The organism is Pseudomonas sp. NBB (genome assembly GCF_032701105.1).
In the GTDB taxonomy this organism is placed as follows: domain Bacteria; phylum Pseudomonadota; class Gammaproteobacteria; order Pseudomonadales; family Pseudomonadaceae; genus Aquipseudomonas; species Aquipseudomonas asiatica.
This window is the reverse complement of sequence record NZ_CP103994.1, coordinates 4693998-4708538: the sequence shown is the minus strand read 5'-3', so window position 1 is coordinate 4708538 and position 14541 is coordinate 4693998. Positions and strand designations below refer to the sequence as shown.

Here is a 14541-nt window from a genome sequence, read left to right as displayed (position 1 = left end):
ACCGGATCAGTTTGCCAGCAGATAGCCGCTGCGGCACACCTGCTCGCCTGCGACGTGGGCGATGACCATGCCTGCGGTAGCCATGCGCCGTACGTTACGTGCATACAGCAGGCCGGGCTGGCTGTTGCGGATGGCCGTCACCCGGTCGCTGAGCGGGTCGATGACTTCAGCGATCAACTGGCCCGCCTCCAGGTGCTGGCCTGGCCGGGCGTGGTACACCAGCAACCCGCCCAGTGGCGTTATCACCGGTTCTACTGCGGCCAGCGGCGTGGCCGGGCAGCGCAAGGCGGGCAGGGCCGGGCTTGCGCCTTCGATGACCCCCGCATGGGTAAGGAAGTCGAGGATCGCCTGGCAGTCCTTGCTGGCCAGGTCGTGGCTGACATCGGCCTGGCCGCGCAGCTCGACGGTGACCGAGCAGCAGCCCAGCGGAATCGGGAACCGTTTGCCGAAGCGTTGCTGCAACTGCCACCAGACCAGGCTGAAGCATTCATCGAACGACTGCCCGCCAGAGTCGGTGGCAAGCAGGCTGGCTTGGGCACCCAGGTAGCGGGCCAGAGGTTCGATCTGCGGCCAGGCGTCTGGCGTGGTGTACAGGTGCTCGACCGCCTCGAAGTCGCAGTGCAGGTCCAGCACCATGTCGGCATCGCAGGCAAGGCGCTGCAATATCAGGCGTTGAGCCTGCAGCGGTGTGCGCGCCGGGTGTGCGTCCAGCCCCCGCCGCAGGTATTCGCGGATCAGCGCGAGGTTGTGTGCCGGGTCTTCGGTCAGGTGTTCTTCGATCTGGTCGCCGATGCTGTCGGAAAGATCGACGAAGTTACGGTTGAAGTTCTCGCCGCTTTGCAGTTCGAAACGCCCCAGCGGCGCGTCCAGCAGCACCTGTTCCAGGCCGACCGGGTTGGCCACCGGCACCAGGATGATCTCGCGCTGCAGGCGGCCTTGCTGTTCCAGTTCACCCAGGCGGCGCTTGAGGTGCCAGGCCACCAGCATGCCGGGCAGCTCGTCGGCATGCAGCGAGGCCTGGATATAGACTTTGCCGCCACCGCGAGGTCCGAAGTGGAAGCTGTGCAACTGGCGGGTGATGCCCGGAACGGGCGAGAGCAGGTCGTGAGTTGAATGGTGCATGGTGGTCCTGGGTGCGTGGCGAAAACGGTCTGCGACACGGGGCGGCACACAGATAGAAGCACAGTTTTTGGCCTTGCGCCTGCATCGGTGCCCTCCTGGCCACCGCGCTGGCTTCTTCGCGGGTAAACCCGCTCCCACAGGGATCGCACAAAACTCAGCTTTTGTGCATGACCTGTGGGAGCGGGTTTACCCGCGAAGAAGCCAGCACGGTCCAGAAATTGTTTCAGGCCAGCAGCGCCTGCAATGTAGCCAGGTCATCCGCTTCTTCCACTGGCTTGTCCAGCCGCCAGCGCAGCATCCGCGGAAAGCGCACGGCGATGCCGCTCTTGTGCCTCCTGGACAGGGCGATGCCCTCGAAGCCCAACTCGAACACCAGCGTCGGCGTCACGCTGCGCACCGGCCCGAAGGTTTCAACGGTGGTCTTGCGGATGATGGCGTCGACCTTGCGCATTTCTTCGTCACTGAGCCCTGAATAGGCCTTGGCAAAGGGGACCAGTGCCCGACCCGGCGTACCGGCTGGCGCGTCCCACACGGCGAAGGTGTAGTCGCTGTACAAGCTGGCCCGCCGGCCGTGGCCGCGCTGAGCATAGATCAGCACGGCATCGACGCTGAACGGGTCGATCTTCCACTTCCACCAGGTGCCCATGTCCTTGGTGCGCCCCACGCCATACAACGCCTCTCGCTGTTTCAGCATCAGCCCTTCCACCCCCAGGCTGCGGGACTGTTCGCGCTGGCGGGCAAGGTCGGTCCAGTCCTGGCCTTCGAGCAGAGGCGAGAGCAATACCGGGGCCAATGGGTGCTGCTCAAGTACCTGCTCCAGCTGCTGGCGGCGTGCATGCTGCGGCCGGCTGCGCCAGTCCTCGCCTTGCCATTCCAGAAGGTCGTAGGCCTGCAGCACGACCGGTGCGTCGCTCAGCAGCTTCTTGCCCAAGGTCTTGCGTCCCAGGCGCTGCTGCAACAGGGCAAATGGCTGCACAGCCAGCTCAGCCGCTGAGCCACCAGGTTTCCAAACCAGGATCTCGCCATCGAGCACGACACCGTCGGGTAGCGTCTGCGCCAGGCTGTGCAATTCGGGGAAGCGTTCGGTGACCAGTTCCTCACCGCGCGACCAGACCCACAGCTGGCCTTCGCGCTTGACCACCTGGTTACGAATGCCGTCCCATTTCCACTCGATTTGCCATTCGCTCGGCGGCCCGAGCAGTGTATCTAGCTGTTCGGTTGATACCTGCAGGGGGTGGGCCAGGAAAAACGGGTAGGGCTGGCCGCCACGCAAGCTATGTTCATCGTCTGATTCCGGGGCTATCAGCCGTTGATAGCTGGCTGCCGTCGGGCGGTGGCTGATGTCGGTGTAGCCAACCAGGCGCTGGGCCACGCGTTTGGCATCCAGCCCGGCCAGTTGCGCGAGGGCGCGAGTGACCAACAGCTTCGATACGCCCACGCGAAAGCTGCCAGTGATGAGTTTCAGGCAAAGCATCAGGCTGGGGCGGTCCAGCTGGGCCCAAAGAGGCGGCAGGCGTTGCTGGATCTCCTCGACTGGCAGGCCGCGCAATGGCAGCAGATGGGCTTCGACCCAGCGGGCGAGGCCGTCGCCGCCGGGGTGGTGGCTTTCCGGAACCAGCAGGGAAATGGTTTCGGCCAGGTCGCCAACGGCCTGGTAGCACTCCTCGAAAAGCCAGTCAGGCAGCCCCGCCAACCTGCCGGCCAGCTCCCGCAGCACGCGTGTAGGCACCAGTTGGCGAGGGCGGCCACCTGCCAGGAAGTACACCGCCCAGGCGGCATCCCCAGCCGGGGCGGTGCTGAAATATTCGCGTAGCGCCGTGAGCTTTGCAGTGCTGGAGGTAGTCGCATCCAGCCTCAGGTACAGCTCGGCGAATGCTTTCATGCGTCTGGCTCCGCGGCTACCACGTCATCTTCCTCGCCGTACTCGGTCACGAAGGCGCGGGCATCGAGGCCCTGTTCGATGAGGTAGCGCACCAGCACATTGACCGAGCCATGGGTGACCATCACGCGTTCTGCGCCAGTCTGGCCGATGGCCCAGAGCAACCCCGGCCAATCGGCATGGTCCGAGAGCACGAAGCCTCGGTCTACCCCGCGCCGGCGGCGGGTGCCGCGCAACAGCATCCAGCCACTGGCAAAGGCATCGCTGTAGTCACCGAAACGGCGCATCCAGCTGCTGCCACCCGCCGAAGGCGGTGCCAGGACCAGAGCCTGGCGCAGCAGCGGGTCGTTGCGAGGGATATCGCCGACATAGCGCGTTTGCGGAAGGTAGACGCCAGCGTCCCGGTAAACCCGGTTGAGCGGTTCGACAGCGCCATGCACGAGGACTGGGCCAATGTTGGCGTCCAGCCCATGGAGGATTCGCTGGGCCTTGCCGAAGGCATAGCAGAACAGCACGCTGGCTTTGCCCTGTTCGCAATTGGCGCGCCACCAGGTATTGATGCCGGTGAAGATCTCGCCCTGGCTGGGCCAACGGTAGATGGGCAGGCCGAAGGTCGATTCGGTGATGAACGTGTGGCAGCGCACCGGTTCGAACGGCGTGCAGGTGCCGTCGGGCTCCACTTTGTAGTCGCCGGAGGCGACCCAGATCTCGCCCTGGTACTCCAGGCGCACTTGCGCCGAGCCCAGTACATGCCCGGCTGGGTGCAGGCTCAGGGTTACGCCATGGTGCAGCAGGCGTTCGCCGTACGGCAGGGTTTGCAGGTCGATGTCCTGGCCCAGGCGGCTGCGCAGGATGCCGGCGCCTGGGGCGGCGGTGAGGTAATGGCGGTTGCCGACGCGGGCATGGTCGCCGTGGCCGTGGGTGATGACGGCACGCTCCACTGGTCGCCAGGGGTCGATGTAGAAATCACCGGGCGGACAGTACAGGCCTTCGGGGCGGGCGATGACGAGGTCCATGGCATGGGCGCTGGCTTGGAGTTACCAGTTAGGAACCATGGTAGATGCGGGAAGTTCGACTGGAGATGGTTGGGGCTCAAAGTGGCCCCAACAAAGGCGCCATTGTTTATTTCCCAGGCACCAACGTCAAACGCTGGTTGCCATAAGCTCGCCCGAAGTTCTGCTGCTGCAGTGGCAGGCTCATGAAGCGCCCTTGGAACCAGGCATCCAGCCCATCGCTGTAATGCGTGCTGGCCGGGTTGCCGGACTGCCCGCTGCTGGTCAGCACCTGCAACGGCTCGGCCTGGCCGAAGTCGACGATCATCCGTGCCGAGGCCGGCAGGCGGGTGTCGAATTCGCTGCCCCAGGCATATGGCGTCAGGGCCAGGGTAGTGAAGTCGCCACCGGCAGCCAGCGGCGGGCGACCGAGGGCATCGCCCAGGCCATGGTAGGCCGGTGCAGGCCAGCGGTACTGGTGCAGCTTGCCCCACTGCCAGGCGCGGCGGTCGGCGCCCAGTTGCGCGATGCCGGCATCCACCGCGCCCGCCAGGCTGCGGGCGAGAATGGCCGGCTTGTCTTCTTTCTGCGGGGTGCTGCGGTCATCCCAGAACGGGCTGTCGTCGCGGCCCAGCAGGTGGTCAGCCTGCGCCGAGAACGACAACCGCGCATTGCTGACGAAAGCCTGCCAGGCCGGGCCGGATTCCGGGCCCAGGTCGTCGAGGAAGGTTTGCCGGGCCACTTCCTGGAGGAACAGTTCGTACAGTGCGGCATCGGCCGACACCGGGCTCAGGCGGCCATCGAAGGCCTTGAGCCGGGCCAGCGCGTCGCGGGCATTGTCGCGCTGTGCGGCGGGCAGGGCGTCGATCGCCTGCTTGAGCGGCTGGGCCATGCCCGGGGCGTCGAACATCTGCTTGAGCTTGTCGGCCAGCAGGGTGGTCTGGTCGTTCTGCAGGGCCATCAGGCTGCGGCTGTCGTGGCGGCCATTGCCGGCCAGCTGTGCCAGGCGCTCGGCGCGCTCGGGGTAGTACCAGGTGCTGGACAGCTGCATGCCATAGCCACGCGGCAGGCTGCGCTGGTTGGCGTGGCCGATCCAGCCGGCGGGCGGGTCCTGATCGTAAGGGTGCAGCATCGGGTCGGCATAGCCGTCCCAGTCGTAGCGCCCGTCCCAGCCCGGCGAGGGCAGCAGGCCCTGGCCTTCGCGGCGGTTGGGGTAGCGGCCACTGACTTGCCAGCCGATGTGCTCGGGTTCGGCGAAGACGAAGTTGAGGGCGGCGGCGGTCACTTCACGGGTGCTGTCGAAGGCACGCTCCACGCTCTTGGCACGGGTCAGGTCGAACAGCGCATCCAGGCTGCGGTCGCCCTTGAACTGTGGCAGGTTCAGCGCCAGGCCCAGGCTGGCATTGCCTGGCTGGGCCAGCAGGGTGCCGTGGCGGGTGTCGTACAACACCTCGCGCAGCGGGCGCTGGCCGCGGACGAAGAAGGTTTCGCTACGGGCGCGGGCCGGCAGCCATTTGCCGTCGGCCAGGTAGCTCAGCTGGCTGCCCTGGTGGCGCAGTTGCTCCAGGTACAGGTCCTGGTTGTCGGCCATGACCGCGCTGCTGCTCCAGGCCAGCTTGCCGTTGTAGCCGGCCAGCACGATCGGCAGGCCGGGCAACGACAGGCCGGCGACCTGGTACTTGCCGGTGTGGATCTGCACCGGGCTCAGGGCCCAGGCAGCTCGGCTGTCGCTGGCCAGCAGGCTCTTGCCGCTGCGGCTGCGCTGCGGCGCCAGGGCCAGGTTGGCCGAGCCCGGGCTGCCCAGTAGGTCAAGGTCGGCCAGCTTCTGGCTGGCAGCTGCCAGGGCCGGCAGCCCCGGCAACTGGCTGGCCAGGTTCAGGCCCTTGAGCTTGTCCACTTCGGCTTCGGCCAACGGCTCGTCCGGGGCACCGGGCAGCAGCCAGGCAAGCTTGTCGCTGCCGGCTTTCTGCGCCAGGGTCAGGGCGCTCAGTTCTTCCTGCAGGTTCACTGACTGGCTGAAGGCATACAGGCTGAAGATCAGTGCCGAGTCTTCGGGCTTCCAGTATTCGGGGCGGTAGCCACTGCTGGCCAGGCCGGCGGGCAGCTTGTCGCGGTAGCGGAACAGGTAGGCGTTGACCCCGCGTGCATACACTTCGAAGAAGCGCTTGAGCCGTGGCGAGGCGTCGGCGTACTGCTGGGTGGCGCTCTGCTTGAGGTTGGCCGCGCGCATCAAACGGTCGATGTCCAGCGCGTCGCTGCCGGCCAGTTCTGCCAGGCGGCCCTGGGCCAGCAGGCGCATGGCGACCATCTGCTCGATGCGGTCGCCGGCATGCACATAGCCCAGGCTGAACAGGGCGTCATGGAAGCTGCCGCTTTCGATCAGTGGTGCGCCCATTGCGTTGCGCCGTACCGAGACGTTCTGCGCCAGGCCCTTGAGTGGCTGCACACCGCTGGTCGGCGGCACGCTGTCCTGGTAGCCGCCCGTCTGGCAGCCGGCCAGCACGAGCATGCCGAGCAGCGTGGCAGCGGTTGCGAACCGCGGGCGGAATGGAGGAAAGGCGGGGGCGGCCATGACAAGGGCTCCTGCAAGGCGTGGCGGGTTTCGAAAGGCGCTAAGGTAGTGAGCGCGCAGGCGCCGTGCAAGGTCCCAGGGCGCTTTATTTGCCAGTGCCGACTCAAACCTTGAAATGTTCGGCCACGGCGTCGGAAAAGTGCGTGCAATTGATGCGAGCAAGGCGTTGATAGTCACGGCTGACGGCGAAGGCAGAGCCTGGCATCAATAGCACCTTGTGCTGTTCCAGGCGACGCATGAAGGGCTTCAGGTCGGCCAGTTCGGGGTGGTAGACCCACAGGAACATGCCACCTTGGGGCGTTATGTCGAATTGCCAGCCACGCGCCCGCAACAACTGCTGGGTCTGCGCCTGCTGCCGGATCAGGCGCTGCTGCAGGTCTTGCATGTGCCGGGCATAGGTGCCATCGGACAAAATGGTGTTGACGAAGCGCTCGCAAAACGCCGGTACCGCCACGCAGGTCAGCAGCTTCAGGCGTGTCAGCGGCTCCATCAGCTCTGCCGAGCAGGCGATGTAGCCCACGCGCAATGAGGCGGACAGGCATTTCGAGAAGCTGCCGATGTAGATGACCCGCTCAAGGTCGTCCAGTTCGGCAAAGGTCTGGCGCACACCCGGGCTGAAGTCGCCGTAGACATCGTCCTCGACCACGAAGAAGTCGTGTTCCACCGCCAGGCGCAGGACGCTGAAGGCATTGCGCGGGCTGATGTTGCCGCCGGTCGGGTTGTGGAAGGTGCTGTTGCAGAAGAATGCCTTGACCTTGTGCCTGGCCAGGTGCTCCTTCATGTCATCCACGCTCGGTCCGTCCTGGGTTCGGCGCACCCCGACCACATGGCCGCCGGCCAACTGGATCAGTTTGATCAGGTTGCCATTGCCGGGCTCGTCGACGAACACGTGATCGCCTGGCTTGATCAACAACCGCGCCACCAGGTCCAGCGCTTGTGTGGCGCCCAGCGTAGTCAGCAACTGACTTGGCCGGGCATCCACACGGGTCAGGCGTTTCAGGTGCACGCACAACTGCTTGCGCATGGGCAGGTAGCCCTGGATGTCGCCATATTCTGCCAGCGAACTCTGCTCCAGGCGTGCCGTACGCCGAATTGCCCTGGCCAGCAGCTCGGTGTCTCGCCAGGCGGGTGGCAGCCAGCCGCTGCCCAGTTTGGTGTAGTGCTGGCCCCCCTGCAGCAACTTGAACAGCGGGTCGTCGGCCATGCCAGCGGGCGTATCCACTGTGCCGGTTTGCCGTGTGTGGCTGGCGACGAAGTAGCCGCGGCCAGGAATGGCGGTCAACACACCTTCGCTTACCAATCGGGCATAGCTGGAGACGACATCGTGGTAGCTGCAGCCAACCGCCGCCGTCAGCTTGCGGATGGACGGCATGCGCTGGCCAGGCAGCCATTCGCCGGCTTCGAGGCGCTGTTTCAACTGGTCATGAAGGCTGTGCGGGCGCATGGCGGGTCCAGCAGCTGTTAGAAAAATCAGCCTAACAGTTAACCGGAAAGCGCGTCGACTGTTCGAGCTTCAGGGCGCGGCAGGTGCCACCATACACCTGTCGGCATCTTTCCAATGCCGAATTCCACCCGTACACCAACCGTGAGCACACGCCATGTCGAGCCCCCTTCCACGGCGCACGTACCTGTATTTCACCGCGCAATCGATCAACCTGACGACTGCGGTCATGTCCGTGACCATGGCGGCCATTGTCGGGGCGGCGCTGGCGCCTGCCGCCACATGGTCCACTGTGCCCTATGGGTTCCAGTTCCTCTGCCTGATGCTGGCTACCTATCCGGTCTCCAGGCTGATGAGCCGCATTGGCCGCAAGCGCGCCTTCATGTTGGGCTCGGTCCCTTTGGCGGTGTCTGGCATCAGTGGTTACCTGGCGGTGCAGTACCAGCACTTCCCGACGCTGGTGATCAGCCATTCGGCATTGGGCATCTACATTGCGTTTGCCAACTTCAATCGCTTCGCGGCCACCGACAATCTGGCCCAGAACCTGAAGCCCAAGGCGCTTTCCCTGGTGGTGGCCGGTGGGGTGATCGCTGCCGTGGTCGGGCCGGCGCTCACCGAGTGGCTGAGGGACGTTGGTGGGTATCCGCTGTTTTCGCTGTGCTACGCCGCTTTTGTCGGCCTGGCGGTGATGTCGTTGCTGACAGCGGCCTGCCTGCCCGGCGATACCGGCACCGCCAGTAACGACCGTGCAGCGAAACCGGCTGGCACGACCGCCGAGCCGCTGAGCCCGGTGGTTGCCGTGGCCATGGCCGTGGCCGCGCTGGGTTACGGGATCATGAATTTGCTGATGATCCAGGCGTCCATGCACATGAAACACATGCATGAGGACTTTTCCGACGTTCGCCTGGCGATTCAATGGCATGTGATTGCCATGTTTGCGCCGTCGTTCTTCACCGGCGCCATCATCCAGAAGCTCGGCATCAGGGCCACCATCTGTCTCGGCCTGTGCCTGCTGATCGGTTGCACGGCCATGAACATGTGGTCGCACAGCTACGCGATGATGACCTTGTCACTAATAGCCTTGGGCCTGGGTTGGAACCTGACCTACGTGGGCGGTGGGGCGCTGTTGGCGCAGACGCTGCAAAACAGCCCGGCAGCGATGCAGATGCAGGGGAAGAACGATCTGGCCATTGCGGTGTTCGCGACCATTGGCGCATTCAGCCCGTCGCTGTTGCTGGGTACGGTCGGTTGGGATGGCACCAATGCCATTTGCATGGCCCTGTGCATCGTGCTGCTCATGGCCACCGCAGGGTTGCTGCAGCGCAAGGTTTCAGGGCCTGCCAGGGCCAGCTAGGCCCCGGCTACCCACTGCGCGGCCCGCGGCAGGGACGCGCAAGCGCTGTTCAGGTCAGGCGCCGTGGCACTTCTTGAACTTTTTCTGGCTACCGCACGGGCACGGGTCGTTACGGCCAACGTCCTTCAGGGCGTTGCGTACCGGCTCCTGGTGGCCGTGGTTGCAGTGCGGGCCGTGTACATGGCCATGATCGTGGTGGTGATCATGATCGTGGTTGCAGTCAGGGCCATGAACGTGGGGTTGCTGGGACATTGCAGGGTTACTCCGGTTTGTAATCACCGGGGATTATCTCACCACTGCGCGACAAGTGCAGGTCCCGATGGATGAGCAACCCGGTCGCCAGTTCGCCCTGCAGGCTGTAGTGCAGCGGTTGTTCGCTTTTCAGCAGCTTGGCCAGTGGTTTCAGGTGCTGCCACAGGTTGGTCCGCGCGGTGATCTTGAAAGTACGCTGGGCATGCCCGCCGACACTGCGCCACACGCTGGTTTCATCCTGCACCAGCAACAGGTCGTTGAGGCGTATGGCATACGACAGGTTGCGGATGAACAGGCGGCTGTCATTGGGGTTGTCGATTCGCAGATGCAGCACGAACTCCTGCTCCAGCAACCTGGCCTTGACCGTCTCCACCTCGACCAGGTGCACCTCGGGTTCGCGCCAGTCGTCACTGCCCCAACTGGCGCAGCCCGCCAGCAGTGCCAGCCATGCCATCAAGGTGGCGAGCAGCAGCGGGCGGGTGCGGGCGATCATGTTCAGCTACCCACGTAACTGGCGCAGCATTTCTTGAACTTCTGGCCGCTGGCGCAGGGGCAGGGGTCGTTGCGCCCGGCCTTGAGCCCGACCGTGGGGTCGATGAAGTACCAGCGCCCGGCGTGCTGGACGAATGCCGAGCGCTCGCGGTGCTGATGGTCACCCTCCTGGTCGTGCCAGCGTGCAGTGAAGGTGACAAAACCGTGCTCCGGCTGGCCGCCCAGCACCTCTGCGCTTTCCACCTCCAGGCCCAGCCAGGTGCTCTGGGCGCTCCAGGCGGCCATGGCGGCACGGTCCAGGCCGGCTTGCTGGGCCGGCAGGGTGGTGGCCACCAGGTAGTCGACCAGGCCCAGCACGTAGGCACTGTAGCGTGAGCGCATCAGCGCCTGGGCATCGGGCGCCGGGGTGCCGGCGTGGTAATGCCCGCAGCAGGCGTCGAGCAGGTTGCCACTGCCACAAGGGCAGACCGAGACACTCATCATCACCACCAGTACTTGCCGAAGTTTTCAGGGTTGGCCCAGAACTTGGCATTCAGCCAGTCCGGTACCTGCTTGTAGTCATGTAAATCATAGGTGAACAGGCTCAATACCTGCTGGTCACGGCGGAATTTCTCGCTGGCCGACAGGGCAAGGGCAAAGAAATCGGTGTCTTGCCAGCCACAGGCGACCAGGTCGGCCAGCACCGCGACCCGGCTGGCATTGAGGTTGCGAATGCCACCGAGCAATTCCAGGCCGGTGCGTTTGGGCAGGTGCTCCAGGCAGTCCACCAGTACCGCCAGGTCAAAGCGCTGGGCTGCCAGTTCTGCTGGCAGCGGGCCTGGGGCGGCCGTGGCGATGGTTACCTGTGGGTGCGCCTGGGCGAAGGCGTCCAGCGCCGGAAAGCGCGTGCCCACCAGCAGCAGGCGTTGCGGGGTGAAGCGCTCGAGCAGGGCCGCCAGGGCCTGCTGCGGGGTGCGCTGGGAAAAACCGTCGGTCATTGCCAATCCTCGTTGAAGTCGTCCAAGACTAGCGGGCCGCAGCGTGCGGGCAAAGAGGCATGTGACTGTGTCGTGGCTTATTGGTGGCAGGGATCAGATGCTCGGTCTTTACTCCCTGAAATCGGCCTTATGCCGATTCCCCCTAGGAGAAGCAATGAAATGAGCATAGTACGCACAGCGATACCCCTGGTTCTGCTCACCAGTGTGTTGACTGGTTGTGCAGGTTTGCAAAAGACCGACTGGCCGAAATGTGCCGCCGTCGGGGGTGTAAGCGGCGCTGCCCTGGGCGCCATCGAGAGCTCCAGCTGGGCTGGTTGGGGCGCGTTGCTGGGCGGTGGCCTGGCGGCGGGCTATTGCTGGGCCCATGGCGATGGCGACGAGGATGGCGACGGCGTGCCGGACAGCCGTGACAAGTGCCCAGGCACCCCGCGCGGTGTGCAGGTCGATGCCAACGGCTGCCCGCCGGAGCCGGCCGCGGTGGTCGAGGAAGTGGTGGTGCAGAAGGAAGAAGTCATCGTCATCCGCGATGTGCACTTCGAGTTCGACTCTGCGCGCCTGACCGCCAGCGACAAGGAGCGCCTCAACACCATCGCCACGCGCCTGAAACAGGAGGCGCCGTCCGCCCGCCTGAGCGTCAGCGGCCATACCGACAGCGTCGGCTCCGACAGCTACAACCAGAAACTGTCCGAGCGCCGTGCCCACTCGGTGACAGATTACCTGGTCGAGAGCGGTGTGCCGCGCAGCAGCTTCGTGTCGGTGGTCGGTGCTGGTGAAACCCAGCCGGTGGCAGACAACGCCACGGCCGAGGGGCGTGCCATGAACCGCCGTACCGAGATCAAGATCCAGCGGTAGACCGGCGTGCGCCCGTGCCTTGAGCAGTGGCACGGGCGCGTCTTCACGGCGGTGAGCCGCCCGTGGCCAATGACACAGGAGCATTCAGCATGAGTGTGACGTCGAAGGCGGCGCTGCCGTTGTTGGTGGCTGCCAGCCTGCTAGCGGGCTGCGCCACCCACAGCGATGGCAGCGCGCCGCTCAACCAGAGGACCTGGCCCATCTGCAGCCTGCTCGGCGGCCTGGTCGGTGGTGGCCTGGGCGCCATCGAAAGTTCGAGTTGGGCGGCTGGCGGCGGTGCCCTTGGCGCCATCGCCGGGGGCCTGATCTGTTACGCCCAGGATGGCGACGAAGATGGCGACGGCATTTTCGACCGCCGCGATCGTTGCCCCGATACCCCCGCCAACACTGCGGTCGACCACATGGGTTGCCCGTTGAAGGTGTACCCCGCATCGCCGCCTGCCACTGAACCTGAACCCTCGCCGGAGGTGATCATCCTGGATGACAACGGCGCGGTGATGTTCGCCTTCGATTCCGCCGAGCTGACCCCTGCGGCCCAGCAGCGCCTGCAAGGCCTGGTGGCAAAACTCGATTCACCGACGGTGGCCAAGGTAAGCGTGATCGGGCATACCGATAACGTCGGCTCCGACAGCTACAACCAGGCACTTTCCGAACGCCGCGCCAGCAGCGTGGCCGTTTACCTGATCGGCCAGGGGCTGGAGGCGGGCAAGGTCACCAGCCAGGGGCGCGGCGAGAGTGAGCCGCTCACCGACAACGAAAGCGAGGAGGGCCGTGCCCGCAACCGACGGGTGGAACTGCACCTCAACTGAGTGGTGCTGGCGCCTGTCCGGGCATTGCAGTTAATGTTGGTCGCACGGCCCGCTCGAACGGGCCGTCTCGACATAACAACAATCCATGGGGGCGGGATATGAAGTTCATCCTGGGCTTGGGCAAGGTCCTGACTGTCGCTTTCTGGGGGGTGGTGCTGTTCAATCAGTTCATGCCACAACCCTTGCCCTTCAACCTGCTGATCAACGCCGCCGGCATCACCTTGCTGGGCCTGCACCTGCTTGAAGTGCTGTTCTTCAATGGCAGCTTGCGCGGCCGCAGCCACCGCTGGTTCGATCGTTTGCAGATCCTGTTGACGGGTATCTTCCATGTCATGTCCATCCCCCGTGTGCAGGAGGCGCCGCGAAATGCGTAATCTGATGTTATTGGCCATGTTGGCCGCTCCCCTGGCCCAGGCCGAAAGCCTGGAGGTCGCTGCCAATTCCATGCTGCGCCTGCCCGACAAGTCTGCCAGCGTGCACCTGGCACAGTTGCGTGTCGCCGATGCCGCAACCCTGCTGCTGCCTGCCACGCTCGCGGAATTGAAGGTTGACCAGCTGGAGCTGGGGCGCGATGCGCGTATCGCCATTGCACCTTCCGATAGCCCGTTGCTGATCGAGGCGCGCAGTGCGCGGCTGGGTGAGGGTAGCGAATTCAGTGCGCCGGGAGCGGCGGGTACTTACCAGCGGGGAGCCCGGTCAGGCCGCAGCCTGGACCTGAAACTGGCTGAAGTGGATGCCGAGCGCCTGGCCATCGATGCCCGTGGCGGTGCCGGTGCGCCGGGGTACGTGGGGCTGGATGGCGCCAACGGTCAGGCCGGTGGCTGCACCTGGGGCCAGGCCAGCCGCGGTGCCAACGGCGATGACGGCGGCAACGGGCACGATGGCGCGCCGGGTGGGCGCATCCGCCTGAGCGTGCCGCAGGGCTTCCCGCAGGAACGTATCGTGGTGCGCCTGGACGGCGGCGCACCGGGCAAGGCCGGGGCTGCTGGCAAGGCCGGCAAGGGCGGGGCTAGCAAGGGTTGCCTGGTGTACCGCACAGACGCCGGCGCCAACGGCCGGCCGGGGCAGCCGGGCCAACCTGGGTTGGCCGGCGCTGCAGGTGAGCTGATTCTGCAGCGCTTGTGAAAACCTGTACTGGCCCTATCGCCGGCAAGCCAACTCCCACTGCGACCGCATCGGCTGCAAGCCATGTGCAGTACCTTTGGGAGCTGGCTTGCCGGCGATAGGGCCGGTGCAGGCAATATCAGAGCATCAACCGCGAACTGGCCACGGCTACCACCGCCAGACCGAGCAGCAGGTTGATCCCCACCATCCGCCGAATCCGTCCCAGCACTGCCGCACCTGCCGGCCAGTCCTCGGCCTGCACTGCCGCCCTCAACTCCGGCAGCAGCAGCGCCTGGATGCGCATGAACAGGGCAAACATGGCGATGCCCCCACCGATCATCACCTGCACATATTTCGGTGCAGTCTCGAAGCCGCTGAAGCGCATGTGCAACATGCCGATACCACTTATCGCCAAAATCGCCACGGCCAGCCAGACCCAACCGAAGAAGCGTCGGAAAACTTCCACCCACAAGCGCAGCCGGGCAGGCCCTTCAAGGGCTGCAACCGTTGCCGGGCGCAGCACCAGCCAGGCGAAGAACATGCCGCCGACCCACACCAGGGCGGCCAGGACATGCAGTGTGTAGGGCAGGGCAAAGGCAAGCATCCGGATCTCCATGCGGCATAAAGGGCAATAGCGGGGTATGATAGCCGCCCCATGCGAAACACTGAAAATATATCCAGCCCTCCGGGCGCCT

The 14541-nt window shown here is 65.1% G+C and carries 15 protein-coding genes; 5 read left to right on the top strand and 10 right to left on the bottom strand.

Annotation, left to right across the window (positions count from 1 at the left end; all coding sequences use genetic code 11):
• Positions 1-6: 6 nt before the first annotated feature.
• From NY023_RS21820 to NY023_RS21800, 5 genes are all read right to left on the bottom strand, one after another.
• On the bottom strand, positions 7-1122 hold the full coding sequence (locus NY023_RS21820; protein WP_013973944.1) for a succinylglutamate desuccinylase/aspartoacylase family protein: 1116 nt from the start codon (positions 1120-1122) through the stop codon (positions 7-9).
• Between the two features lie 223 nt (positions 1123-1345).
• On the bottom strand, positions 1346-3004 hold the full coding sequence (locus tag NY023_RS21815) for an ATP-dependent DNA ligase (RefSeq protein ID WP_013973943.1): 1659 nt from the start codon (positions 3002-3004) through the stop codon (positions 1346-1348).
• On the bottom strand, positions 3001-4017 hold the full coding sequence (locus NY023_RS21810) for a ligase-associated DNA damage response exonuclease (RefSeq protein WP_013973942.1): 1017 nt from the start codon (positions 4015-4017) through the stop codon (positions 3001-3003). Before NY023_RS21810 ends, NY023_RS21815 begins: the two co-directional genes overlap by 4 nt.
• Before the next feature lie 106 nt (positions 4018-4123).
• Positions 4124-6565, bottom strand: a complete 2442-nt coding sequence (locus NY023_RS21805) for a penicillin acylase family protein (protein WP_041505637.1) — start codon at positions 6563-6565, stop codon at positions 4124-4126.
• A gap of 103 nt (positions 6566-6668) precedes the next feature.
• Complete coding sequence (locus NY023_RS21800) at positions 6669-8009, bottom strand: PLP-dependent aminotransferase family protein (RefSeq protein ID WP_013973940.1); 1341 nt, start codon at positions 8007-8009, stop codon at positions 6669-6671.
• A 154-nt stretch (positions 8010-8163) separates the two neighbouring features.
• Here NY023_RS21800 and NY023_RS21795 point away from each other — a divergent pair, with 154 nt between their 5' ends.
• Positions 8164-9360, top strand: a complete 1197-nt coding sequence (locus NY023_RS21795; protein WP_013973939.1) for an MFS transporter — start codon at positions 8164-8166, stop codon at positions 9358-9360.
• A gap of 54 nt (positions 9361-9414) precedes the next feature.
• Here NY023_RS21795 and NY023_RS21790 read toward each other — a convergent pair whose 3' ends face one another.
• The 4 genes from NY023_RS21790 to NY023_RS21775 are packed head-to-tail and all read right to left on the bottom strand — an operon-like array spanning position 9415 to position 11081.
• A complete protein-coding gene (locus NY023_RS21790) occupies positions 9415-9612 on the bottom strand; it encodes an SEC-C metal-binding domain-containing protein (protein ID WP_003258907.1) in 198 nt (65 codons plus the stop codon).
• 7 nt (positions 9613-9619) lie between these two features.
• Positions 9620-10105, bottom strand: coding sequence for an LEA type 2 family protein (locus NY023_RS21785; protein ID WP_013973937.1), 486 nt, complete (start codon positions 10103-10105; stop codon positions 9620-9622).
• A gap of 2 nt (positions 10106-10107) precedes the next feature.
• Positions 10108-10584, bottom strand: a complete 477-nt coding sequence (locus NY023_RS21780) for a YchJ family protein (RefSeq protein ID WP_015271542.1) — start codon at positions 10582-10584, stop codon at positions 10108-10110.
• Between the two features lie 2 nt (positions 10585-10586).
• Positions 10587-11081 (bottom strand): DUF6231 family protein, encoded by a 495-nt coding sequence (locus NY023_RS21775; RefSeq protein WP_003258904.1) that lies wholly within the window; start codon positions 11079-11081, stop codon positions 10587-10589.
• Positions 11082-11240: 159 nt separating this feature from the next.
• Here NY023_RS21775 and NY023_RS21770 point away from each other — a divergent pair, with 159 nt between their 5' ends.
• From NY023_RS21770 to NY023_RS21755, 4 genes are all read left to right on the top strand, one after another.
• The gene (locus NY023_RS21770) at positions 11241-11933 is read left to right on the top strand and encodes an OmpA family protein (protein WP_003258902.1); all 693 of its coding nucleotides are present in this window, start codon (positions 11241-11243) and stop codon (positions 11931-11933) included.
• 89 nt (positions 11934-12022) lie between these two features.
• On the top strand, positions 12023-12742 hold the full coding sequence (locus tag NY023_RS21765; RefSeq protein ID WP_024087647.1) for an OmpA family protein: 720 nt from the start codon (positions 12023-12025) through the stop codon (positions 12740-12742).
• Between the two features lie 98 nt (positions 12743-12840).
• Entirely contained in the window at positions 12841-13116 is a 276-nt protein-coding gene (locus tag NY023_RS21760; protein WP_013973933.1) for a DUF1145 domain-containing protein, read from the top strand.
• Positions 13109-13867, top strand: a complete 759-nt coding sequence (locus tag NY023_RS21755) for a hypothetical protein (RefSeq protein ID WP_024087646.1) — start codon at positions 13109-13111, stop codon at positions 13865-13867. The genes NY023_RS21760 and NY023_RS21755 overlap by 8 nt, the downstream gene beginning before the upstream one ends.
• 118 nt (positions 13868-13985) lie before the next feature.
• On the opposite strand, the gene NY023_RS21750 is transcribed toward NY023_RS21755, so the two are convergent.
• Positions 13986-14450: a CopD family protein gene (locus NY023_RS21750; protein ID WP_003258897.1), complete on the bottom strand. Its 465-nt coding sequence runs from the start codon at positions 14448-14450 to the stop codon at positions 13986-13988.
• Between the last annotated feature and the right edge of the window lie 91 nt (positions 14451-14541).